Source organism: Mesorhizobium sp. LCM 4576, assembly GCF_001854815.1.
GTDB classification, from domain to species: domain Bacteria; phylum Pseudomonadota; class Alphaproteobacteria; order Rhizobiales; family Rhizobiaceae; genus Mesorhizobium; species Mesorhizobium plurifarium.
In genome coordinates, this window is sequence record NZ_MDDT01000013.1 from 24,414 (window position 1) to 48,280 (window position 23,867).

Sequence of the window (23,867 nt, forward strand, 5' to 3'; positions counted from 1 at the left end):
GTGACGGCATGAACGCAGCACAGCCTTCCTCGATCCGCCTGCATGCCGGCCTGCTTTCCTGGCTGGTGGCGGTGCTGGTGGCGATGGCGGTATTGGCCATGCCCGGCCGCGCCTTCGCGCATGCGGCGCTGGTCGCGACCGATCCGGCCGACGGCGCGGTGCTGACGCAAAGTCCCGCCAAATTCTCGCTGACCTTCAGCGAGCCCGTCTCGCCGCTGGTGCTGACACTCGTGCGGCCGGACGGCTCGCAGCTTGCGCTGACATCCTTCCGCCTCAACGACCAGACGGTCGAGATCGACAATCCCGAGACGCTCAAATCCGGCACGCATGTGCTCAGCTGGCGGGTGGTGTCGGTCGACGGCCATCCGATCGGCGGCTCGGCGCTGTTTTCCATCGGGGCGCCAAGTGCCGCGCCGGTGGCGGGCGAAGCCGTCGACTGGACGCTGCGCGGGGCGATCTGGGTGGCCAGGCTCTTTCTCTATGCCGGCCTCTTCCTCGGCGCCGGCGGCGCGTTCGCGCTCGCCTGGCTGGCCGAGGACTGGCGCCGCGGCCAACGCCTTGTCGCTTCCGCACTGCTTTTCGGYCTCGTTGCAGCGCCGGTGTCGCTCGGCCTGCAGGGCTTGGATGGGCTCGGCGCGCCGCTCGCGCGCCTTGCGGCACCGACAGTCTGGAAGACCGCGCTGGAGACGAGCTACGTCTGGACGGTGCTGATCGGCCTGATCGCGCTTGGCCTCGCGCTGCTTTCGCTCGCCGGGCCGGCAGGCTTTCGCAAGCTGTCGGCGAGCGCAGCATTGCTCGGTGTCGGCGCCGCCCTTGCCGCGAGCGGCCATGCCAGTGCCGCCGAGCCGCAATGGCTGACGCGGCCGCTGGTGTTCCTGCACGGCACCGCAATAGCCTTCTGGGCCGGTTCGCTGGCGCCGCTCGGCCTTGCGCTACGGCAGCAGCCGGCGGAGGCAAAAGCCTTTCTCCGGCGCTTCTCCCGCGCGATTCTGCCTGTCGTCGCCGTGCTCGCCGCCAGCGGCATCGTGCTGGCAATCATCCAGGTTGAGCAGCCGGCAGCGTTGATCAACACGTCCTATGGCCGGCTGTTGCTCCTGAAGCTGGCGCTGCTGCTTTTCCTGTTCACGCTTGCCGCGGTCAATCGCTGGACGCTGACGGCGCCCGCCGAGGCCGGCGACACCGAGGTGCAGCGGCGGCTGGTGCGCTCGATCGGCATCGAGGTGGTCATCGTGCTTGCCATCTTCGGCGTCGCCGCCGGCTGGCGCTTCACTCCGCCGCCGCGCGCGCTGGCGATCGCCGCGGCGCAGCCGGCGTCGATCCACATCCACACGCTGAAGGCGATGGCCGATCTCAGCATCACGCCTGGACATGCCGGCGAGGTCGCTGCTTCGATGATGATCATGACCGGCGATTTCGGACCGCTGGACGCCAAGGCGGTGACGCTGGTGCTGTCGAAGCCGGATTCCGGCATCGAGCCGATCAAGCGGCCGGCGACGAAGCCCGGAGACGGAACCTGGCGAGTCGACAATCTCGTCATTCCGCTGCCCGGCCGCTGGAACGCAAGGCTCGATATCCTCGTTTCGGACTTCGAGGTGGTGAAAATCGAGGCGCCGATCGACATCCGCGCTAAGTGATATTCAGGTGAGGCCGGCCTACGAACGGCGGTTTTCTGCGCTTCCGGTGCTCACGTACTTAAGTACGCTCCGCTCCGGTTCTCGAAACCCACCATTCTCGGCTCGGCCTGACCTGAATCTCACTCAGCGCTAACGCGACACAAATCGGCGAGGCGGTTGACGCCGCCGCCAAGGCCCGTCATTCATCTTGCGAAACAGTGGGCATCGCCCGAAACGCGGCCACAACAAGCATTCGAAAGCAGGGAAGAAACGATGGAAAAAGCCGAAATCGGCCTGATCGGCCTTGGCACGATGGGTTCCAACCTGGCGCTCAACATCGCCGAGCACGGGCACCGCATCGCCGTCTTCAACCGCACRCCGTCGCGCACCGACGCTTTCGTCGAGAGCGCCGGCGCGCTGAAGGACATGGTCGTTCCCTGCTACAGCCTGGAGGAGCTTGCCGCTGYGATCCGCCCGCCGCGGCCGATCATCATCATGGTGCTGGCCGGCAAGCCGGTCGACGAGCAGATCGCGGCACTGCGCGGCGTGCTTTCCGACAACGACATCGTCATCGATGCCGGCAACGCCAATTTCCGCGATACGATGCGGCGCTTCTCGGAGCTGTCCGGCTCGGGCCTGACCTTCATCGGCATGGGCGTGTCGGGGGGCGAGGAAGGCGCGCGCCATGGCCCGTCGATCATGGTCGGCGGCACCGAAGAATCCTGGAAGCGCGTCGAGAAAGTGCTGACGGCGATTTCCGCCAAGTTCAAGGACGAGCCTTGCGCGGCCTGGCTCGGCCATGATGGCGCCGGCCATTTCGTCAAGACCATCCACAACGGCATCGAATATGCCGACATGCAGATGATCGCCGAGATCTACGGCATCCTGCGCGACGGGCTCGGCATGGCGCCCAAGGAGATCGGCAAGGTTTTCGGCGGCTGGAACCAGGGTCGGCTCAACTCCTACCTGATCGAGATCACCGCCAAGGTGYTGGCCGCCGACGATCCCAAGACCGGCAAGYCGGTGGTCGACATCATCCTCGACCGCGCGGGGCAGAAGGGCACCGGCAAATGGTCGGTCATCGAGGCGCAGCAACTCGGCATTCCGGCGACGGCGATCGAGGCCGCGGTGGCGGCGCGCGTATTGTCCTCGATCAAGGACGAGCGGCAGGCGGCGGAAAAGGCCTATGGCAATATAGGCGTCGAGAAGATTTCAGGTGACAAGGCCGCACTGCTCAAGGATCTGGAGTTGGCGCTGTTCGCCGGCAAGATCGCGGCTTACGCGCAGGGTTTCGCGGTGATGAGCGGCGCCTCGAAGGAGTTCAACTGGAACCTGCCGATGCCGACCATCGCCAAGATCTGGCGCGCCGGCTGCATCATCCGTTCGCAGATGCTCGACACGATGGCCGAGGCCCTCGGTTCCGGCAGCGCTTCCACCAACCTTCTGATGGCGCCGGCCTTCATCGCCATGATGAAGGAGGCGCATCCGTCGCTCAGGCGCATCGTGGCGCGCGCCTCCGAGGCCGGCTCGCCGGTGCCGGCGCTGTCCTCGGCGCTCGCCTATTTCGACAGCTACCGGCAGGGACGCGGCACGTCGAACCTGATCCAGGCGCAGCGCGACTTCTTCGGCGCGCATGGCTTTGAGCGGATCGGCGAGCAGGGCGCGTTTCACGGGCCGTGGGGGAGCGGGGCAGCTTAGGTTTGGCTCAGACGGCTCTCCCGTCGTCATCCACGGGCGAAGCAAGGAGCGAAGCGACGCGGCGCAGACCCGAGGATCCATGCCGTGACGCCTGCCATAGAATGCAGCGGTCCAGTAAAGCGCTCCGACAGCACCTTTGTCTGCATCGCTGCAGCTCTCGGAATTCACGGAATGGATCCTCGGGTCTGCGCGTCCGCTTCGCTTCCGCTCCGCCCGTGGATGACGAAGCTGAGGGGTTCCGGCAAATCTCCGCCGTGGTCGCAACCCGGCAAAATCATTTGGTCAGGAACCAGGACTATCCGCGATAAGGCAAAACCTCGCTCGGCGTGCTGAGCGATTGCAGCGAGCCGGGGTCCTTGCCGCCAATCCAGCCGAGCACGGCGCGGGCGAGCTCGGAGCCGGCGAGCCTAAAATTCTCGTTGACGACGAGCAGTTCCCGTCGGAACAGATGCAGCAGTTCGGACGATTGTTTCGACACCACGTCGACGTCGCGGCCGAGCTGCAGCCCGGCGTCCTCGATGCCGGCCACGATGGCAAGCGTCGCGGCGGCGGCGCTGCTGACGAAGCCGTCGGGCCGGTCCTTGCGCCGCATCAATTGCGCGGTCCGCGTCCTGATCTGCTCGATCGACTGGTCGATGGAGACGGTGTTGAACGGCACCTCTGAGGCCCCCACCTCGCTCAGCGCATCGGCAAAGCCGTTCACCGTATGGCCGTAATAGGTGAGGCCGACCGGCGGGGTGACAAGCGCCAGCCGGTTGCGGCCCCTGCCGGCGAGATAGCGGACGGCCTCCCCGGCAAAGGCGTAATTGTCGAAGTCGTGATAGGGATGCACCAACCCCATGTCGGTGYGGCCATGCGTGGCGAAGGGAATGCCGTGCTCCAGCATGTAGCGCGCCCGCGGGTCGTTGGGCTGGGTGCGTGAGATGATGACGCCGTCGGCCGAGCCCGTCTCGACCAGGTAGCGCACCGGGTCGAGCGGATCCTGCGAGCGTGAATAGGGTGTGACGATCAGATGGTAGGGCGTGTCGGCGATCACCTCGGTAACGCCGTAGATGATGTCCGAGACGAAGCTCATCAGCTCGTGCTCGGTGTTCAGCACAAGCGAGATGACGTTGGTCTTGCCTGTCCTCAAGCGCACGCCCGCGCGGTTCGGACGATAGCCGATCTGCTTGGCGACGAGCTGGACGCGACGTCTGGTCTCGGCGCCGATCTCGGGCGCATCCTTCAGCGCGCGYGAGACCGTCGTGACGCCAAGCCCGGTCATGAAGGCAAGCGTCTTCAGCGTCGGCCGCTCCTTGCCCGACGCGTCGTCGTCGCCCTTCTTCGTTACCCGTCTATCCATTCGTCCCGCCCGTCAGGCGCATAGCAGCCGCGGGGCCGACCGGCAATCGTGCGGTGTTGACAATTGCGCGACCCTTGGCCCGTGGCTGGGTTCAATATACTGAAACGTTACAGATTGCCAATCTTCGYGATTGACCGGCAAGATCGCGACCATTCACATCTGGATGCGGAGGTGAGCTGAAAGCCATTGGAATCACAAAGAAATATCGTTTCGGGATCGATTCCGGCGCCGGYCGGCCACTTTGATGCCGGCATTGGCGCTTTGATAGAAAGATTTTGTTCGCGGCTCGAAAAAATCTMAATCTGCCTTGAGGCGAGGGGTTGCCTATGCGGGTCATTTGCCGTATCGAAAATCTGTAACGTTTCAGATTCTGGGAGGAAGCCGAAATGCGATACAAATTCCTGACTGCCGCCTTTGCCGCGACGGTTGCGCTCAACGTCGCCGGTCCGGCRGCCGCGACCGACCTGGAAGTCACCCATTGGTGGACTTCGGGCGGCGAGGCGGCGGCGGTGGCCGAGCTTGCCAAGGCATTCGACGCGACGGGCAATCACTGGGTCGACGGCGCCATCGCCGGCTCCGGCGGCACGGCGCGGCCGATCATGATCAGCCGCATCACCGGCGGCGATCCAATGGGCGCCACCCAGTTCAACCACGGCCGTCAGGCCGAGGAACTGGTGCAGGCCGGGCTGATGCGCGACCTCACCGACATCGCCACCAAGGACAAGTGGACGGAGATCGTGCGGCCGAAGAGCCTGCTCGACAGCTGCACCATCGACGGCAAGATCTATTGCGTGCCGGTCAACATCCACTCCTGGCAGTGGCTGTGGCTGTCCAACGAGGCTTTCCAGAAGGCCGGACTGCCGCTGCCGAAGGACTGGAATGAATTCGTGGCCGACGCTCYGGCGCTGGAAAAGGCCGGCATCATCCCGCTCGCGGTCGGCGGGCAGGCCTGRCAGGCCTCGGGCGCCTTCGACGTGCTGATGGCCGCGGTCGGCGGCACCGACACGTTCCTCAAGGTCTACAAGGACAAGGACGCCGCCTTCGCGGCCGGTCCGGAGATCGCCAAGGTGTTCAAGGCGGCGGACGACGCCCGCAAGATGGCCAAGAACACCAATGTCCAGGACTGGAACCAGGCGACCAATCTGGTCATCACCGGCAAGGCCGCCGGCCAGATCATGGGCGACTGGGCGCAGGGCGAGTTCCAGGTCGCCGGCAAGACCGCCGGCAAGGACTACACCTGCTTGCCCGGTCTCGGCCTGAATGAAGTCATAGCCACCGGCGGCGACGCCTTCTACTTCCCGCTGCTCAAGGACGAGGCGAAGGCCAAGGCGCAGGTGGTGCTTGCCGAGACCCTGCTCGATCCGAAGACCCAGGTCGCCTTCAATCTCAAGAAGGGCTCGCTGCCGGTGCGCGGTGACGTCGACCTCAACACGGCCAATGACTGCATGAAGAAGGGCCTCGCCATTCTCGCCAAGGGCGCCGTCATGCCGTGGACGGACCAACTGCTCTCGCAAGACAGCCAGAAGCAGAAGGAAGACCTGTTCTCCGAGTTCTTCGCCAAGCCCGATATGACGCTCGAAGAGGCGCAGAAGCGCTTCGCCGAGATCATCGGCTCAGCGGACTGAACAACCGGCGCCCCCGCCGGCTCCCGGCCCCATTCCAGCGGGGTYGGGAGCATGACGCCCTCATTGTCCCAGCCCGGCTGCCGAGATGAGCAACAGCGAACGCCCGAGTAAGCTTTTCCGTAACCTGAACGCCAAGGTCGCATCGATCCCGATGGTGCTCACCGCGCTGGTGGTGTTCGTYGGCGGCACGGCTTGGACGGTGGTCTATTCCTTCACCAATTCGAAGCTGTTGCCGCGGCTCAACTTCGTCGGGCTCGACCAGTATCACCGGCTCTGGTCGACATCGCGCTGGCTGGTGTCGATCGAGAACCTTTTGATCTACGGCGCGATCTCGCTGRTGTTCTCGCTGGTCATCGGCTTCCTGCTTGCAGCCCTGCTCGACCAGAAGATCCGCTTCGAGGACACGTTCCGCACCATCTTCCTCTATCCTTTCGCGCTGTCCTTCATCGTCACCGGGCTGGTCTGGCAATGGCTGCTCAATCCGGATTTCGGCGTGCAGCGCGTCGTGCGCGACCTCGGCTGGACGAGTTTCAGCTTCGACCCGCTCTACAATTCCAGCATCGTCATCTACGGCATTTCGATCGCCGCGCTCTGGCAGGGCACGGGGCTGATCATGTGCCTGATGCTCGCCGGCCTGCGCGGCATCGACGAGGATATCTGGAAGGCGGCGAGGGTGGACGGCATTCCCGCCTGGAAGACCTATCTCTTCATCGTCATCCCGATGATGCGGCCGGTCTTCATCACCACGCTGGTGATCATCGCCGCCGGCATCGTCAAGGTCTACGACCTGGTCGTGGCGCAGACCAGCGGCGGCCCCGGCATCGCCTCCGAAGTGCCGGCCAAATATGTCTACGACTACATGTTCTTCGCCCAGAATCTCGGCCAGGGTTTTGYCGCCTCGACCATGATGCTGTTGTCTGTGGTGATCGTCATCGTGCCAYGGGCCTATCTCGAATTCGGAGGCAAGAAGCGTGGCTGACGTCGCCTCCCTGTCCACCAGCGCACAGGCGCTGCGGCGCCATGCCACCGGCCCGAGCGGGCCGAAACCGCGGCACGTGCTGTCGCGCCGCAACATCTTCCTCTACGGCACGTTGATCGTCGTGGCGCTCTACTATCTTCTGCCGCTCTACGTGATGATCGTCACCTCGCTTAAAGGCATGCCGGAAATCCGCCTCGGCAATATCTTCTCGCCGCCGATGGAGATCACTTTCGAGCCCTGGGTCAAAGCCTGGGCGAGCGCCTGCACCGGGCTCAACTGCGACGGGCTCTCGCGCGGTTTCTGGAATTCCGTGCRCATCACCGTGCCGTCGGTGCTGCTCTCGATCGCGATCGCCTCGGTGAACGGCTATGCCCTGGCCAACTGGCGCTTCAAGGGCGCCGACACCTTCTTCATCATCCTGATCGTCGGCGCCTTCATCCCCTACCAGGTGATGATCTATCCGATCGTCATCATCCTGCGCGAGATCGGCATCTACGGCACGCTGACCGGCCTGGTGATCGTGCATTCGATCTTCGGCATGCCGATCCTGACGCTCTTGTTCCGCAACTATTTCACTTCGATGCCGGAGGAGCTGTTCCGCGCGGCACGCGTCGACGGCGCCGGCTTCTGGGGCATTTATCTCCGCATCATGCTGCCGATGTCGCTGCCGATCTTTGTGGTCGCCATCATCCTGCAGGTGACCGGCATCTGGAACGACTTCCTGTTCGGCGTCGTCTACACCCGCCCCGACACCTATCCGATGACGGTGCAGCTCAACAACATCGTCAACTCGGTGCAGGGCGTGAAGGAATACAACGTCAACATGGCCGCGACCATCCTGACGGGGCTGGTTCCGCTCATCGTCTACTTCATTTCCGGCAAGCTCTTCGTGCGCGGCATCGCCGCCGGCGCGGTGAAAGGATGATGATGGCAGCTGAAATCGCCAATCCCAGCGTTTCGATCCAGGACCTGTCGCTCAATTTCGGCGCCGTCTCGGTGCTGCAGACGCTCAACCTGGATGTCGCCGATGGCGAGTTCATCGTGCTGCTTGGGCCGTCCGGCTGCGGCAAGTCGACCTTGCTCAACTGCATCGCCGGCCTGCTCGACATTTCGGACGGGCGCATCTTCATCAAGGGCAAGAACGTCACCTGGGAAGAGCCGAAGGACCGCGGCATCGGCATGGTGTTCCAGTCCTACGCGCTCTACCCGCAGATGACGGTGGAGCGGAACCTCTCCTTCGGCCTGCGCGTCGCCGGCGTGGCGAAGGACGAGATCGCCAAGCGCATCGCCCGCGCCGCCGAGATCCTGCAGATCGAGCCGCTGTTGCAGAGGAAGCCCTCGGCGCTGTCCGGCGGCCAGCGCCAGCGCGTGGCAATCGGGCGCGCGCTGGTGCGCGACGTCGACGTCTTCCTGTTCGACGAGCCGCTCTCCAATCTCGACGCCAAGCTGCGCTCGGAGCTGCGCGTCGAGATCAAGCTGTTGCACCGCCGCCTGAAGAACACGATGATCTACGTCACCCACGACCAGATCGAGGCGATGACGCTGGCCGACCGCATCGCGGTGATGAAGGGCGGCGTGATCCAGCAGCTCGACGCGCCGCAGACGATCTACAACCGCCCCGTCAACCGCTTCGTCGCCGGCTTCCTCGGCTCGCCGGCGATGAACTTCATCGACGGCAGGCTGGAGAAGGCCGGCGGCGACTGGCACTTTGCCGTCGAGGATGTGCGCATCCCGCTTGCGACCTATGCCTTCGAGAAGGAACCGGCGCCTGGCCCCGCCGTGTTCGGCATCCGGCCCGAGCATGTCGCCTTCAACAGCGGCACGGGCTGGCCCTTCACCGCGACGGCCAATGTCGAGGTCGTCGAGCCGATGGGTTCCGACACGCTGGTGTGGCTGAAGCTCGGCCAGCAGAACTTCACCGTGCGCGTCACCTCCGAACGCACGCCGAAGAACGGCGATGCGGTCAGCATCGGCTTCGATCCGCTGCGCGCCTCGCTCTTCGACGCCCAAACCGGCGACCGAATTTAACCTCCCAGGACCAACAGCACGGACAGGACAGATGAACTGGTCATTCCAACTCTACAGCGCCCGCAATTTCCAGCCATGGAACGGCGTGGTGAAAATGCTTGGGCAGCTCGGTTACAGCCAAGTGGAAGGCTTCGGCGGCGTCTATGACGATCCCAAAGCGCTCCGCGCCGAGCTCGACAAGAACGGGCTGGCGATGCCGACCGGGCATTTCTCGATCGACGCGCTGGAGAATGATTTCGACGGCGTGCGCAAAATCGCCGACGCGCTCGGCATCACGCTTATGATCTGCCCCTATCTGATGCCCGACCAGCGTCCGTCCGACGCCGCCGGCTGGCGCGGCTTCGGCGAGCGTCTCGCCAAGGTGGGCGAAACGGCGAAGAAGGCCGGCTACGGCTTTGCCTGGCACAACCACGATTTCGAGTTCAAGGCGCTCGCCGACGGCTCGGTGCCGCAGGACCATATCCTGTCCGCCGCGCCCGACATCGGCTGGGAAATGGACGTCGCCTGGGTGATCCGCGGCGGCGCCGATCCGTTGCCCTGGATCGAAAAACACGGCAAGCGCATCGTCGCCGTCCACGTCAAGGATATCGCCAAGCCGGGCGAGGGGCTGGACGAGGACGGCTGGTCGGATGTCGGCCACGGCACGGTCGACTGGGCGGGYCTGTTCAAGGCATTGCGAGCCAAGAGCGCGGCGCAGTATTTCATCATGGAGCAGGACAACCCCAACGACATCGAGCGCTATGCCCGCCGCTCGATCGCGGCAGCCAAGAGCTGGCAGGAGTAATCGAAAATGGCAGATAAACTTGGCGTAGGCGTTATCGGCTGCGGCAACATCTCGAAAGCGTATTTCTCGCTGGCGCCGCTGTTCCGCGGCATCAAGATGCGCGCCTGCGCGGATATCAACATGGAGGCCGCGACGGCGCGCGCGAAGGAGTTCAAGCTGCGCGCCGAGACGGTCAGTGACCTGCTCAGGGACGACGAGATCGACATCATCGTCAATCTGACGATCCCAGCCGTGCACTATGAAGTCTCAAAAGCGGTGCTCGATGCCGGCAAGCACGTCTATTCGGAAAAACCCTTCGTGCTTTCGATCAAGGAGGGGCTAGATCTCAAGAAACGGGCCGAGAAGAAGGGCCTGCGCATCGGTTCGGCGCCGGACACGTTCCTCGGCGGCGCGCACCAACTGGCGCGCGAGCTGATCGACAGCGGCAAGCTCGGCAAGATCACCAGCGGCACCTGCCATGTGATGGGCCACGGCATGGAGCACTGGCACCCCAACCCGGATTTCTTCTTCCAGCCGGGCGCTGGTCCCGTGCTGGACATCGGGCCGTATTATGTCACCAACCTGATCCAGTTGATCGGGCCGGTCAGCCGAGTGGCGGCCTTCGCCACGACGCCGGCCAAGGAGCGGACGATCTCGTCGAAGCCGCGCGCGGGCGAAAAGATCCCGGTCAACACGCCGACCACCATCCACGCGCTGCTCGAATTCGCCAATGGCGCGGTGATCACGCTCAACACCTCCTGGGACGTCTGGAGCCATGGCCACGCGCCGATGGAGCTCTATGGCGAACTGGGCACCGTCTTCGTGCCGGACCCGAATTTCTTCGGCGGCGAGGTGCGCTTCACAGACAGCGCCAAGCCGGTGAAGAAGCTGCCCAAATGGAACCATCCGTTCGGCGTGCCGAACGAGATGCATGGCCAGGGCATGATGRCCAACTACCGCACCGCAGGCCTTGCCGACATGGCGATTGCGATCGCCGAAGGGCGGCCGCATCGCTGCTCGATGGAGTTGGCGCTGCACGCCGTCGATGTGATGACCGGCATCCTGCGTTCGGGCGAAAGCGGCAAATATGTCGCCATGCAGACGAGCTGCGAGCGGCCGGCCGCGCTCGGCGTCAAGGACGCGAAGGCGCTGCTGGCAAAGAAAAACTAGGTGGCGACCCCTCTCCCCGTTTCGACGGGGAGAGGGTAATGATTAGGGACAAGCATCGATTCAATTTATCCGGTGGCGATCTCTGCGCCGCTTGTATCCCGAGGATTCCCCCATGCCCTATGTCGCCGCCGAGAACCGCTACGAGGCAATGGTCTATAACCGCTGCGGGCGGTCCGGTCTGAAGCTGCCGGCGATCTCGCTCGGGCTGTGGCACAATTTCGGCAACGACACGCCGCACAAGACCAAGCAGGCGCTCGTGCGCAAGGCATTCGACCTCGGGATCACGCATTTCGWCCTCGCCAACAATTACGGCCCGCCGCCCGGTTCGGCGGAAACCGCGTTCGGCGAGATCCTGCGCACCGATTTCGCCCCTTACCGCGACGAGCTGATCATCTCGACCAAGGCCGGCTACGAGATGTGGGCCGGCCCCTACGGCGAATGGGGCARCCGCAAATATGTGCTGGCGAGCCTCRACCAGAGCCTCAAGCGAATGGGGCTCGACTATGTCGATATCTTCTATTCGCACCGCTTCGATCCGGAGACGCCGCTGGAAGAGACCATGGGCGCGCTGGACCATGCGGTGCGCTCGGGCAAGGCGCTCTATGCCGGCATCTCGTCCTACAATTCGCAGCGCTCGCGCGAAGCGGCCGACATTTTGCGGCAGCTCGGCACGCCCTGCCTGATCCACCAGCCGAGCTATTCGATGCTCAACCGCTGGGTGGAGGAGGATGGGCTGCTCGACACGCTGGAGGGGCTCGGCATCGGCTCGATCGTGTTCTCGCCCCTGGCGCAAGGCATGCTGACCGACAAATATCTCGGCGGCATTCCCGAGGGCAGCCGCGCCAGCCAGGGCAAGTCTTTGCGACCGGCCTTCATCAACGACAAGTCGATCGCCAACATCAAGGCGCTCAACGCCATTGCCGCCCGCCGCGGCCAGACGCTGGCGCAGATGGCGCTGGCCTGGGTGCTGCGCAAGGGCAGGGTGACGACGGCGCTGATCGGCGCCAGCCGGCCGGAGCAGGTCGAGGATTGCGTCGGCGCGCTCAAGGCGCTCGAGTTCTCCGATGCCGAGCTCGCCGAGATCGACACCTATGCGCGCGAGTCCGACATCAACCTGTGGGCGGCATCGGCCGAACGCAAGGGGCCGCCGCGCAAGTAGGCTGGCGAACCATCTTCGCCCGACCCGTGCCGGAAGGGCCAAGCTGCGGAAACAGTGGCAAAATCGATCGTTCGTCGCTATCTCAGGGGAATTGAAGTCGTTCGCATCGGGATTTGATGCGGGCGCCGATTGGGCGAACACAATGACAGCAAGAGATGCGCTGACCAAGAACCAGCTCTGCGTGCTCGAGAAGCTCGAGGCGTCCAGCGGGCCGCTCAGCGCCTATACGCTGCTCGACCAGTTGCGCGAGCGCGGTTTCCGCGCGCCGCTGCAGGTCTATCGCGCACTCGACACGCTGGTGAAATCCGGCTTCGTGCATCGGCTGGAAAGCCTCAACTCCTTCGTCGCCTGCGCCGAGCCGCACGACCACAGCCATTCGATGACCGCCTTCGCCATCTGCGACAATTGCGGCCAGGTGACCGAGATGTCCGACCACGACGTCGACCACCGACTGGACGAATGGGTGCGTTCGACGGGATTCGCGGCCAAGAAGGCGGTGATCGAGTTTCGGGGGGTGTGCGCGAAGTGCAGGGCGGAAGCGGCGTAAGTGCGCCGATATTCAGGTGAGGCCGGCCTGCAAAATGGCGGCTTCCTGCGCTTCCGGTGCTCACGTACTTTAAGTACGCTCCGCTCCGGTTCTCGGAATCCACCATTTTCGACTCGGCCTGACCTGAATCTCGACGCACTTACGGGCGCGGTGCGAGTCAATGCGCCTCGTCCCAGTTGTCCGCGGYCCGGGCGTCGACATGCAGCGGCACCGACATCGAGACCGCCGGCATCGGCGCGTTCTCCATCACCTTGCGCACCACGGGTATCGTCGCTTCGACCTCCGCTTCCACCGTCTCGAAGATCAGCTCGTCATGCACCTGCAACAGCATGCGGGCCGACAGCTTCGCCTTCTCCAGAGCCTCCTCCATATGCACCATGGCGCGGCGGATGATGTCGGCCGCTGTGCCCTGGAGTCTGGCGTTGATCGAGGCGCGCTCATTGAAGGCGCGGACCGACGGGTTGGACGACCTTATCTCCGGATAATGGATGCGGCGGCCGAAGATGGTCTCGACGAAGCCGTTCTCCCGCGCATAGGCCTTGGTTTCCTCGATATAGTCGCGGATGCCTGGGAAGCGTTCGAAATAGCGCTTGATATAGGCGCTCGCTTCGTCGCGCGGGATCGACAGCTGGTTGGCGAGACCGAAGGCCGAGATGCMGTAGATGATGCCGAAATTGATCGCCTTGGCGCGCCGGCGCACTTCCGAGGGCATGCCCTCGACCGGYACGTTGAACATCTCCGACGCGGTGATGGYGTGGATGTCGGCGCCGTCGGCGAAAGCCTGCTTGAGCTGCGGGATTTCGGCGACATGGGCAAGCACGCGCAATTCGATCTGGCTGTAGTCGGCCGAGACCAGCTTGWGGCCCTTCTCCGCGATGAATGCGGTCCTGATCTTGCGGCCTTCGGCCGTGCGCACCGGGATGTTCTGCAGATTGGGATCGGACGACGATAGCCGCCCGGTCGTCGTCGCGGCCAGCGCGTAGGAGGTGTGGACGCGGTTGGTGCCGGGGTTGATGAAACCAGGCAGCGCATCGGTATAGGTCGATTTCAGCTTGGTGAGCTGGCGCCAGTCGACGATCTTGCGCGGCAGCTCGTGGCCTTCGGCGGCAAGATCCTCAAGCAGCTGCGCCGAGGTCGACCACTGGCCGGTCTTGGTCTTGGAGCCGCCCGGCAAGCCCATCTTGCCGAACAATATGTCGCCGAGCTGCTTCGGCGAGCCGATGTTGATGCGCTCGCCGACGATCCCGTAGATCTCTTCCTCGACGCGGGCGGCACCTTGCGCCAGCTCGCCCGACAGCCTCGACAGGATCTGGCGGTCGACGGAGATGCCCCGCTGTTCCATCCGGGCCAGCACCGGCACCAGCGGCCGCTCGAGCCGCTCGTAGACGGAAACGAGGCCCTTGGCCGGCAGCCTCGGCTTGAGCACCTGCCAAAGCCGCAGCGCCAGGTCGGCCTGCTCGCCGGCATAGGCGGTCGCACGCTCGACATCGACCTGGTCGAAGYCGATGGCGTTCTTGCCCGAGCCGGCAAGCTCCTTTTTCGTCGCCGGCGCGTGGCCCAGCCATTTCTCCGACAGTGAAGCGAGGTCGTGACCGCCGGACGTGCCGGCGTCGAGCACGTAGGAGATCAGCATCGTGTCGTCGAACGGGGCGACCTCGATGCCGTGCCGGCTCATCACGACGATGTCGTATTTCATGTCCTGCACGATCTTGAGGACCGACCGGTCCTCGAGCAGGGGCTTGAGCAGCGCCAGCGCCTCGCGGACCGGGATCTGGTTCTCCAGCAGGCCGCCGCCAAGCAAGTCGCCGTTGCCGTTTCTGTGGGCGAGCGGCAGGTAGACGGCGCGGCCCGGCGCGATCGCCATGGACAGGCCGATGAGATCGGCCTGCATCGGGTCGGAAGACGTGGTCTCGGCGTCGAAAGCGAGGATGCCGGCGTCGCGGGCCTCGGCTACCCAGGCCTTGAGCGCCGCCGCATCGCGGATGGGCGCATAGGCCGAAGGGTCGATCTTGCGTGCCGAAGCCTGTTCCAGCCGCAGCGCCGAGAGGAGCGATGGGGTGTCGCCTTGCGGCGGCACGTCCTCTCCCCTGACCGCTTGAGCCGGCTTTGCGGCGTCGTTTGATTGAGGCGCCGGCTGTCTTGGCGGTGCGCCGGCGCCGACATCGGGGCCATGCGCGGTATCGGCGCGCTCGATGGTAACGGCGGAGGCCTGGACGTCGCCAATATCCGTTCCGGTCGCTTCGGCGACGCGTCGGGTCAGCGTGGTGAACTCCATCGTCTTCAGGAAGCCGATCAGCTTCGGGCCATCCGGCGCATGCAGGACCAGGTCGTCCAGTCCTTCCTTCAGCGGCACGTCGTTCTTCAGCGTTACCAATTCGCGCGAAATGCGCGCCTTGTCGGCATTGGCGATGATGGTCTCGCGGCGTTTCTCCTGCTTGATCTCGGAAGCGCGCGCGAGCAGCCCGTCAAGGTCGCCGAACTGTTCGAGCAATTGCGCCGCGGTTTTCGGTCCGATGCCCGGCACGCCCGGCACGTTGTCGATCGAGTCGCCGGTCAGAGCCTGCAGGTCGATCATCTTTTCCGGCGGCACGCCCCATTTCTCGATCACTTCGGGGACGCTGATCCGGCGATCCTTCATGGGATCGTACATACGGACCGTCGGGCCGACGAGCTGCATCAGGTCCTTGTCGGAGGAGACGATGGTGGTGTCGGCGCCGACGTCGCAGGCCAGCCGGCAATAGGTAGCGATGATGTCGTCGGCCTCGAAACCCTCCATCTCGATACAGGGCAGGTTGAAGGCCACGGTCGCCTGGYGGATCAGGCCAAATTGCGGGATCAGGTCTTGCGGCGGGGCCGACCGGTTCGCCTTGTATTCGGGGTAGAGATCGCTGCGGAAGGTTTTGGAGGAATAGTCGAAGATGACGGCGAAATGCGTCGGCGCAATGCCCACGCTGGTGTTGCGGGCGTCCTGCATCAGCTTCCACACCATGTTGCAGAAGCCGAGCACGGCGCTGGTCGGCAAGCCGTCGGATTTGCGATTGAGCGGCGGCAGCGCGTGATAGGCGCGGAAAATGTAGCCGGAGCCGTCGACGAGAAAGAGGTGATCGCCTTTTTTCATGCCGGCAGGGATAGCGCGGCCGGGCTTCGCGGTCCATGCCAAAGGYGGTGGAACCCACCGGTTCGGGCAACACCCCTGACAGTTCCTGTCCGGCAAAGCGCGTCGCGCTGAAACCGATTCAGGCGACGCGCTTTGGGTCTTTTTGTTGGTGCATGTCGTTTTCCCAAAACCGCCGCACACTTTTGGGCGACATGCACGGAAAATTCGCCGCTCACGGGCATGTTACAAAAGTGTAATTTTCGTGCCCTTGAATCGCCACGTTCACAAACCCAAATACACGTCATCGGCATTTTTCGCCGAAGTCCGGAGTAAGGCCCGTCCCCCGCCTATCCCGGGCAAACTGCGGCAGCCTATCCCCCCTCTCCGGGCTGCCGCAACGTTTCGAGTAGAGACCGCCGTGGTTCCCCCTCCACCACGGCGGTCTTCTTTTATCCTCGCAACGATTGCATCTTGGTCTAACGATCGCGGCTTTTCGTTTTCGGCTCGGCCCTTTAGGGTCTGCCCAAAATCGAAAGGCAAAAAGCATGTCCAGAATCTCCCCCGTCCTCGAACGCCTCGACCAGAATCTCGACCAGAGCCTGGAGCGGCTGTTCGGCCTGCTCGGCATCAAGTCGATCTCCACCGACCCGRCCTTCGCCGCCGACTGCCGCAAGGGTGCCGAATGGCTGGTCGCCGAGCTCAAGCTGATTGGCTTCGACGCGAGCGTGCGCGACACGCCCGGACATCCGATGGTGGTGGCACATCACGAGGGGCCGGCAGGCGCACCGCATGTTTTGTTCTACGGCCATTACGACGTGCAGCCGGTCGATCCGATCGAATTGTGGGAAACCGATCCGTTCGCGCCCTCGATCAAGGAGATCGAGCCTGKACGCAAGGTGATCACCGGGCGCGGCTCCGCCGACGACAAGGGGCAGCTGATGACCTTCGTCGAGGCGTGCCGTGCCTGGAAGCAGGTGCATGGCAATCTGCCCTGCCGCGTCACCATCCTGTTCGAGGGCGAGGAGGAATCCGGCTCGCCGTCGCTGAAGCCGTTCCTAGAAGCCAACGCCGCCGAGCTGAAGGCGGATTTCGCGCTGGTCTGCGACACCAGCATGTGGAATCGCGAGACGCCGTCGATCTGCGTGTCGCTGCGCGGCATGGTCGGCGAGGAGGTCACCGTCAAGGCCGCCAGCCGCGATCTGCATTCGGGCCTCTATGGCGGCCCGGCAGCCAATCCGATCCGCATCCTGGCCAAGATCCTCGCCGACGTGCATGACGAGAATGGCCGCGTCACCATTCCGGGCTTCTATGACGGCGTCGAGGAGACGCCTAGCCAAGTGCTGAAATCCTGGGAAGGGCTCGGCGAGACGGCCGAGACCTTCCTCGGGCCGGTCGGCCTCTCCATTCCCGCCGGCGAAAAGGGGCGCTCGGTGCTTGAAATGACCTGGGCGAGGCCGACGGCGGAATTCAATGGCATCATCGGCGGCTACACCGGCAAAGGCTTCAAGACGGTGATCGCGGCGGAAGCCTCGGCGAAAGTGTCGTTCCGGCTCGTCCACAAGCAGGACCCGAAGAAGATCCGCGCTGCCTTCCAGGCTTTCGTGCGCGAGCGCATCCCCGGCGACTGCTCGGTGGAATTCCACCCGCATGGCGGCTCGCCGGCGATCCAGCTTTCCTACGACTCGCCTTTCCTGGCCAAGGCCAAGGACGCGCTGTCCGACGAATGGGAAAAGCAGGCGCTGACCATCGGCAGCGGCGGCTCGATTCCCGTGGTCGGTGATTTCCAGACCTATCTCGGCATGGAATCGCTGCTGGTCGGTTTCGGCCTCGACGACGACCGCATCCATTCGCCGAACGAAAAATACGAGCTGACCTCCTTCCACAAGGGGCAGCGGTCCTGGGCGCGAATCCTCGATGCGCTGACCCGCTGAGGCGAAAATCGCGCAAGACGCGAGATTCAACTTTCTGTTGATTTTTCTCCGGATCGCGGCGAGGACGGATGACCAGCGCAACGCGCCGCCGCCTGCTCGCGCATCCCAAGCGATGCGCGGCATTGCGGCCGCGATCCGGAGAAGAGAATGACCGATATCCGTTTCCACAAGAACGATCTGCCGGACCTCACCCGTTACAATGTCGGGGCGGTGGCCATCGACACGGAAACGCTGGGATTGAATCCGCATCGCGACCGGCTCTGCGTGGTGCAGATCTCGCCGGGCGACGGCAGCGCCGATGTCATCCAGATCGCGCCTGGCCAGAAGAAGGCGCCGAACCTCGTCAGCCTGCTCAGGAACCGCGCGATCACCAAGCTGTTCCATTACGGCCGCTTCGACATCGCCGTGCTCTACAATGCCTTCGGCGTGATGGCGGAGCCGGTGTTCTGCACCAAGATCGCCTCGCGGCTCGTCCGGACCTACACCGACCGCCATGGGCTGAAGGACCTGTGCAACGAATTGCTCGGCATCGGCCTGTCCAAGGCGCAGCAATCCTCGGACTGGGCGGCGGAAACGCTTTCGCCCGAGCAGCTCGACTATGCCGCCTCGGACGTGCTCTATCTGCACCGGCTGCGCGAGGTGCTGGCGGCGCGCCTGGCGCGCGAAAACCGCACCAAGGAGGCGGACGCCTGCTTCCGCTTCCTGCCGACGCGCGCCAAGCTCGACCTGATGGGCTGGGCGGAGGAAGACATCTTCGCGCATAGCTGACGGAACCCGGCGCGTCGAAAGGACGTTGGAGCCGGTTTGTGGAGGGAGTGAGATGGCAGAGCGCAAACCGATAGAAAGCGCGCCCAAGGACGGCTCGAAGGTCACCATCCTGTGGAAGGACGGTGACGGCGTCGTCAACGAATCCATCGGCCAGTATCGCGACGGCGGCTGGTGGGTCTACACCGACAGCGACACGCAAAAGAAGGTCGATCCGACGAGCTGGCGTCCGGCATCGGGCGATGACGACGACCAGTAGGCGACCGCTGCCTGCCATTTCAAAGCAGGCGTGAGACTTAGAGCAATTYCAGGAAAGTGTGGGCGGTTGTCCGTCCGGAATTGCGTCAAAGACAAAGAGACAGGGCATTTCACCGTGAAACGATGAAATGTTCTGGTCGCAAAGAGGGGACGCGAATGAGACAGAACACGCTCTATCTCATCATCGGAGCGCTGGTCGCAGTGATCATCGCGCTCGGCATCTATGTCTATCGCGAGCAGACCAAGCCGAAGGGCGTCGAGCTCAAGATCGACGACAAGGGCATTTCGATCCAGCAGAATTGATCACGGCGGCCAGCCGCCGGCGCCGTGAGGGATAGACTGGCTTTGCGAGACGACATTGCGCCGGGGGGATTTCGGCCGGAGATACAGGGACTGCGCGGGCTTGCCGTAGCCTTCGTGGTGATGTTCCACATCTGGCCGGCAGCGCTTCCCGGCGGCTATGTCGGGGTCGACATCTTCTTCGTCATCTCCGGCTTCCTCATCACCGGCCTGCTCACGCGCATGGCGCTCAGCGAGGACGGCATCTCGCTGGTCGGCTTTTACACGCGCCGGGTCAGGCGGCTGCTGCYGGCGGCGATCGTCGCGCTCCTGGTCACGCTCGCGGGAACGCTGCTGTTCGTGTCGGACRCATGGTGGGAAGAAACCGCCAGGCAGGTGATCGCAAGCACGCTCTACGTGCAGAACTGGCGGCTTGCCGAGCAGGCCGTGGATTATCTCGGCGCCGAGGACGCGCCGAGCCCTGTCCAGCATTTCTGGTCGCTGTCGATCGAGGAGCAGTTCTACATCGTCTGGCCGGTGCTGATGATCRCGGCGCTGTGGTGGGCAAGGCGCCGCGGATATTCACCCGTGCACATGCTCACCTTCGTGCTCGGCGTGGTCCTGGCGGGCTCGCTCGCGGCTTCCGTTGTGCTCACCCGATCCGATCCGGCATGGGCCTATTTCGTCACCCACACGCGGGTCTGGGAGCTGGCCTTTGGTGGATTGCTGGCCCTGACCCTCGATCGGTTCCGTCCGGGCGCGCATATGCGGAATGCGATGGCTGTCGCCGGCATGCTGGCGGCGCTGGCATCGGCGGTGCTGTTTTCACGGTCGACCGATTTTCCAGGCTTCAAGGCGCTGCTGCCGACGTTCGGCGCGGCTCTGGTCATTGCGGCCGGCAACGTGCGCATGGGCCGCTTCCGCGGCCTGGATATCGCGGCGCTGCGCTATGCCGGCGATCGCTCCTATTCGATCTATCTATGGCATTGGCCGCTGATCATCTTCTATGCGGCGCAGCGCGGCTCGATCGGCCTGGTCGATGGCGTTCTGCTGATCATTGCCACCCTGGCCGTTTCCGATCTCTCTTATCGCCTCGTCGAGCAGCCCTATCGCCATTCGCGCTCGTCGCTGGCATGGCGGCCGTTGATCGACGGCACGGCGGCGATCGGGGTGTGCGTGGCGATGGCCGGCGGACTCGTCTATGCGGTCGACCGGCAGCCCATCGACACCAGCCAGATCGGAACGCCGAATTATCCGGGACCTGCGGCCTTGCTGGCGAACGCTGTCGTCCCCCAAGGCGTCAAGCTGCTGCCCCCTTTGAGCAAGATCGGCAGCGACGTGCCGATCATCTACAAGATGAAATGTCATCGGGAGCAGAAGAGTGTCGACGCGACCGGTTGCCAGCTCGGGGATCCGGCGGGAACAAGGACCATCGTCGTGATGGGCGATTCCCACGCGGCGCAATGGGTGCCGGCCGTCGACAAGATCRCCAAAGACAGAAAATGGAAGCTCGTCACCTTCACCAAGGCGGCCTGCCCGGTAACCCGGGTCACCATCCTTGACGACGGCAAGCCGTATGAGCAATGCGCGCTGTGGCGGGAGAAGGTTCTCRCCGAAATCGCGAAGCTGAAGCCCGATCTCGTGATCACCAGCCAGAGCAACTACACCGGCGTCGCGCGGGACGCGATGATCGAGGGATTGCRCAGCGTCTGGAGCGAGATCACAAACCAGGGCGCGCGTGTCGTCGCCATCCGCAACACACCTTTCAGTCTGTTCGATCCACGCAATTGCCTCAGAACCGATCCCGGCAAATGCGTCAATCCGCGCAGCGAGGTCGAACGGGAAAACATCTACGCGCTCGCCGCCCGGTCCGTGGCGGGGGTGAGCGTGGTCGACATGAACGACGCGCTATGCGGCAAGGACAGTTGCCCGGCGGTGGTCGGCAACATCGTGGTGCTGCGCGACAACCATCACCTCACGGCAACCTACGCGCTGGCGCTGGCGCCCTACCTGGCCAAGGCAGCGGGACTTTGAACGACCATCCAGTCGCAATGATAGGTGCCCTGCGGGTGGTCGACCTATTCCGAACGATACCGCGAGACCGTTGGATTCAGAAAATCCTAAGGGTTTTCAAAAGGCTGCATAAACCCTGCTTTAACGCGCCTTTAAGGGTAAGTGCTTGTTTTTGTTGCAGACCGTTACCGGTCGCTTGCATTTATGAGTCGGTCAAGGCAGGCGTGCAGCCCCTCGCATTGCCATTGAATGGCCGTGCTGAACTCTACGAGGTTGCAGCTTCAAAGCCGGTCCCCGCAACCAATTTCATCATAAATCTATAACCGTCCCGGTCTAATCCGGGGCGGTTTTTGCGTTTGTAAGTGCCCGTAGTCGTCGGCGTTGATGATTAGCCGGTCCCTAACAGCAAAGCCTATCAACAAACAGTCCTAACGCCACCCTTCCCTCACTGGCCTTCGCCGTCAACGAGATTGAACGGCCAGGCGTGCTTCGACGGCCGGCGCTTCAGGCTGCAACGCCCAAGGCTAGGCCGGGCTTCTGGCGCCGCCTTTACGACCGGATGTTCTCGAAGCCATAGCAACAGCCTGGCGGCATAGAAGCCCGACCTTATGTAGCAAAGGTGCAAGGACGGAATCCTTGGAGGCGAGGTGGAGATTGCTGGCGGCTTACCTGGGCGGCGTTGTGCGGCCTGAGAACCGCCCTCAGGACCGGAAGGACCGTCGCCGCGTCGTCGTCGCTCTGCGAGAGCGCGCCGGCCGCACTCCGACTTTCATCCGCAACCGCGAAGGCGAAGGCGCAGAAACCGCCGGCGCTTGCAGGGTTGCCGATGCCAAGCTCGCGCTGGAAGCCGATTACGCTTCGACCCGAATCAATCACTCTGTCAGCTACGGCGACGGCCACCGCAAGCATACGAACATGGTCGAGAGCTAGTTAAGTCGCCTGCGCCRCATTGGCCGTCGGTCAGCACCTTCACGTTTCGAACAAGTACCTCTGCCAGTACGCCAACCATGCGGCTTGGCTTGAAGATCACCGTCGCCGGTCAAATGGCGGCAATGCTTATGCCCCGCTTGGCGGCGCACTCAACCATTCTGTGTCGAGTATTTGGGCGGGGTATTGGCAACGCGCTTCCTAACTGTCATGAAGCGTCACCATTTGTGAGACAAGAAATGCCGCGCCCCTATACTCTGTACATGGATGAATCGGGCAACCGTCACCCAGACAAGAAAGCCGATGCATCCCGCGAGGGGCGCGATTGGTTTGGCTTCGGCGGATATCTGGTGCGAGGTGAAGACAATGATGCCGTAAGGAAACTAGTGGCGGAGTTCTCCTACGAGTGGAAACTTCGGCAGCCCCTTCACATCACGGACATGCTGTCCGAATCAAAAGGGTTTGCATGGCTTGGCCGCAAGGATCAGGCGACTCGGGAGGCGTTCTGGGATGGCTGGCGTCATGTCCTGTGCAGCGCTCCAGTAATCGGCATCGGATGTGTCATAGACCGACCCGGCTATGTCGCGCGAGGGTATCTAGAGAAACACAAGGATAAATGGCTTCTATGCCGAAGCGCGTTTGACATAACGGTGGAACGAGCCGCGAAAATCGCCCGACTGGAGGGGAGGAAACTGCATGTCGTCTTTGAACAAGACGCAGCAGTTAACGAGACTGTCACCGGCTATTTTCACAATCTGAAGGAAAATGGCTTGGGCTTCGACGGTAAAAACAGCGAGAAATACAAGCCCTTAAGGCAAGTTGAATTTGCGGAGACTCTGGGGCGCATTCAGCACAAGCCAAAGTCTCATACAATGCTTCAAGTCGCAGATAGTTTCATCTATGCCATGGCTCGGCATGGGTACGATAAGAAATTTTGGATCCATCGAAGTCTGCGAGACAGGAAGCGTCTTGCCGACTTCGCCTTGGACGCTGAGCATCTGCCCCAGCTGGGCATCAAATATTATTGCTTCGACTAGATACGAAAAAACCGGGTGTTACCCCGGTTTTTCGCGGCCCCCATACGGTGAGCCTGAAAGGCTTTGCAGCCTCAAGACGCAAAATAGGCATGGGATTGTTGCTGTCAAGTTAATTCCCGGTATATTTCTTGCTTGGTTGCGCTTGTGTCCTTTTTGCCCATTTCTTCGCGCCCCTGACGCCGTCGCCGGCGTCCCTTAGCCTCTTGATGTTGTCCATAAACGGCTTGATGAGCGCGGCATCCCGCCCCTTCGCCCGCGGGATGCACGTGGCGGTTTCGCGATTTGACGTGCTGCGTACTGCTTCGTGCTTCAGGATCAGCGATAAAGCTCGGCCTTGCGGAATTGGCTTGGCGCGCGGCGCAGCGGCACGATTTGAGACGGGTCGCCCCTTGTAGCTAAGGATCAGCAGCACCGCGTCTATGTGGACAAGCTGGTGAGCCAGGACCGCGCCCTTGAACCGGAACGCTTGGCTACAAGCATGTTGATTTCGTGTTCGTATCGGGTGGAGCGGACGATAGGGGCAACTCTCGGCATGCCCGAATTTCATGGGRACCCGCCAGGTCGCGCCTCGTCTAAGTTGGTGCTTTTGCTACAGGCCGTAAAAGCTTCCRAACGCTTGCATTTGGTGTACGTGCA

20 protein-coding genes are annotated in these 23,867 nt (G+C 63.3%); 17 read left to right on the forward strand and 3 right to left on the reverse strand.

Annotated features, from left to right (window positions below; all coding sequences use genetic code 11):
- Positions 1 to 8 precede the first annotated feature (8 nt).
- Together LCM4576_RS06645 and gndA are read left to right on the forward strand one after the other, a co-directional pair.
- Positions 9 to 1,634 carry a copper resistance CopC/CopD family protein gene (locus tag LCM4576_RS06645; RefSeq protein WP_071031175.1) on the forward strand — a complete coding sequence of 542 codons (1,626 nt, stop codon included), beginning with the start codon at positions 9 to 11 and terminating at the stop codon, positions 1,632 to 1,634.
- 252 nt (positions 1,635 to 1,886) lie between these two features.
- Positions 1,887 to 3,311 carry an NADP-dependent phosphogluconate dehydrogenase gene (gndA, locus tag LCM4576_RS06650; RefSeq protein WP_071031177.1) on the forward strand — a complete coding sequence of 475 codons (1,425 nt, stop codon included), beginning with the start codon at positions 1,887 to 1,889 and terminating at the stop codon, positions 3,309 to 3,311.
- 295 nt (positions 3,312 to 3,606) lie between these two features.
- Here gndA and LCM4576_RS06655 read toward each other — a convergent pair whose 3' ends face one another.
- Positions 3,607 to 4,653, reverse strand: a complete 1,047-nt coding sequence (locus tag LCM4576_RS06655) for a LacI family transcriptional regulator (RefSeq protein ID WP_071031179.1) — start codon at positions 4,651 to 4,653, stop codon at positions 3,607 to 3,609.
- 386 nt (positions 4,654 to 5,039) lie between these two features.
- Here LCM4576_RS06655 and LCM4576_RS06660 point away from each other — a divergent pair, with 386 nt between their 5' ends.
- From LCM4576_RS06660 to LCM4576_RS06695, 8 genes are all read left to right on the forward strand, one after another.
- The gene (locus LCM4576_RS06660; RefSeq protein ID WP_071031180.1) at positions 5,040 to 6,278 is read left to right on the forward strand and encodes an ABC transporter substrate-binding protein; all 1,239 of its coding nucleotides are present in this window, start codon (positions 5,040 to 5,042) and stop codon (positions 6,276 to 6,278) included.
- Between the two features lie 85 nt (positions 6,279 to 6,363).
- Positions 6,364 to 7,257, forward strand: a complete 894-nt coding sequence (locus tag LCM4576_RS06665) for a carbohydrate ABC transporter permease (RefSeq protein ID WP_071031182.1) — start codon at positions 6,364 to 6,366, stop codon at positions 7,255 to 7,257.
- Complete coding sequence (locus LCM4576_RS06670; RefSeq protein ID WP_071031183.1) at positions 7,250 to 8,182, forward strand: carbohydrate ABC transporter permease; 933 nt, start codon at positions 7,250 to 7,252, stop codon at positions 8,180 to 8,182. Before LCM4576_RS06665 ends, LCM4576_RS06670 begins: the two co-directional genes overlap by 8 nt.
- A gap of 2 nt (positions 8,183 to 8,184) precedes the next feature.
- Positions 8,185 to 9,285 (forward strand): ABC transporter ATP-binding protein, encoded by a 1,101-nt coding sequence (locus LCM4576_RS06675; protein ID WP_116397896.1) that lies wholly within the window; start codon positions 8,185 to 8,187, stop codon positions 9,283 to 9,285.
- A gap of 31 nt (positions 9,286 to 9,316) precedes the next feature.
- The gene (locus tag LCM4576_RS06680) at positions 9,317 to 10,069 is read left to right on the forward strand and encodes a sugar phosphate isomerase/epimerase (RefSeq protein WP_071031185.1); all 753 of its coding nucleotides are present in this window, start codon (positions 9,317 to 9,319) and stop codon (positions 10,067 to 10,069) included.
- 6 nt (positions 10,070 to 10,075) lie between these two features.
- Positions 10,076 to 11,218 (forward strand): Gfo/Idh/MocA family protein, encoded by a 1,143-nt coding sequence (locus tag LCM4576_RS06685; protein ID WP_071031186.1) that lies wholly within the window; start codon positions 10,076 to 10,078, stop codon positions 11,216 to 11,218.
- Between the two features lie 112 nt (positions 11,219 to 11,330).
- Entirely contained in the window at positions 11,331 to 12,377 is a 1,047-nt protein-coding gene (mgrA, locus tag LCM4576_RS06690) for an L-glyceraldehyde 3-phosphate reductase (protein ID WP_071031188.1), read from the forward strand.
- 142 nt (positions 12,378 to 12,519) lie between these two features.
- Positions 12,520 to 12,924, forward strand: a complete 405-nt coding sequence (locus LCM4576_RS06695) for a Fur family transcriptional regulator (RefSeq protein WP_041003614.1) — start codon at positions 12,520 to 12,522, stop codon at positions 12,922 to 12,924.
- Positions 12,925 to 13,081: 157 nt separating this feature from the next.
- Here LCM4576_RS06695 and polA read toward each other — a convergent pair whose 3' ends face one another.
- Complete coding sequence (polA, locus tag LCM4576_RS06700; protein ID WP_071031190.1) at positions 13,082 to 16,042, reverse strand: DNA polymerase I; 2,961 nt, start codon at positions 16,040 to 16,042, stop codon at positions 13,082 to 13,084.
- A 524-nt stretch (positions 16,043 to 16,566) separates the two neighbouring features.
- Between polA and LCM4576_RS06705 the strand changes: the two genes are divergently transcribed.
- The 7 genes from LCM4576_RS06705 (at position 16,567) to LCM4576_RS06730 (ending at position 23,231) form a co-directional block, all read left to right on the forward strand.
- A complete protein-coding gene (locus LCM4576_RS06705; RefSeq protein ID WP_071031192.1) occupies positions 16,567 to 17,952 on the forward strand; it encodes a M20/M25/M40 family metallo-hydrolase in 1,386 nt (461 codons plus the stop codon).
- 147 nt (positions 17,953 to 18,099) lie between these two features.
- Positions 18,100 to 18,720 (forward strand): ribonuclease D, encoded by a 621-nt coding sequence (locus LCM4576_RS06710; RefSeq protein ID WP_042640864.1) that lies wholly within the window; start codon positions 18,100 to 18,102, stop codon positions 18,718 to 18,720.
- Between the two features lie 52 nt (positions 18,721 to 18,772).
- Positions 18,773 to 18,976: a hypothetical protein gene (locus LCM4576_RS06715; RefSeq protein ID WP_041006572.1), complete on the forward strand. Its 204-nt coding sequence runs from the start codon at positions 18,773 to 18,775 to the stop codon at positions 18,974 to 18,976.
- A 155-nt stretch (positions 18,977 to 19,131) separates the two neighbouring features.
- Complete coding sequence (locus LCM4576_RS35640; RefSeq protein ID WP_095819451.1) at positions 19,132 to 19,278, forward strand: hypothetical protein; 147 nt, start codon at positions 19,132 to 19,134, stop codon at positions 19,276 to 19,278.
- Positions 19,279 to 19,320: 42 nt separating this feature from the next.
- Positions 19,321 to 21,288: an acyltransferase family protein gene (locus LCM4576_RS06720; protein ID WP_131803227.1), complete on the forward strand. Its 1,968-nt coding sequence runs from the start codon at positions 19,321 to 19,323 to the stop codon at positions 21,286 to 21,288.
- A 633-nt stretch (positions 21,289 to 21,921) separates the two neighbouring features.
- The gene (locus LCM4576_RS37705) at positions 21,922 to 22,197 is read left to right on the forward strand and encodes a hypothetical protein (RefSeq protein ID WP_050070778.1); all 276 of its coding nucleotides are present in this window, start codon (positions 21,922 to 21,924) and stop codon (positions 22,195 to 22,197) included.
- Positions 22,198 to 22,286: 89 nt separating this feature from the next.
- A complete protein-coding gene (locus LCM4576_RS06730) occupies positions 22,287 to 23,231 on the forward strand; it encodes a DUF3800 domain-containing protein (RefSeq protein ID WP_131614273.1) in 945 nt (314 codons plus the stop codon).
- Positions 23,232 to 23,340: 109 nt separating this feature from the next.
- Here LCM4576_RS06730 and LCM4576_RS36255 read toward each other — a convergent pair whose 3' ends face one another.
- Complete coding sequence (locus tag LCM4576_RS36255) at positions 23,341 to 23,778, reverse strand: hypothetical protein (protein WP_042640784.1); 438 nt, start codon at positions 23,776 to 23,778, stop codon at positions 23,341 to 23,343.
- Positions 23,779 to 23,867 lie beyond the last annotated feature (89 nt).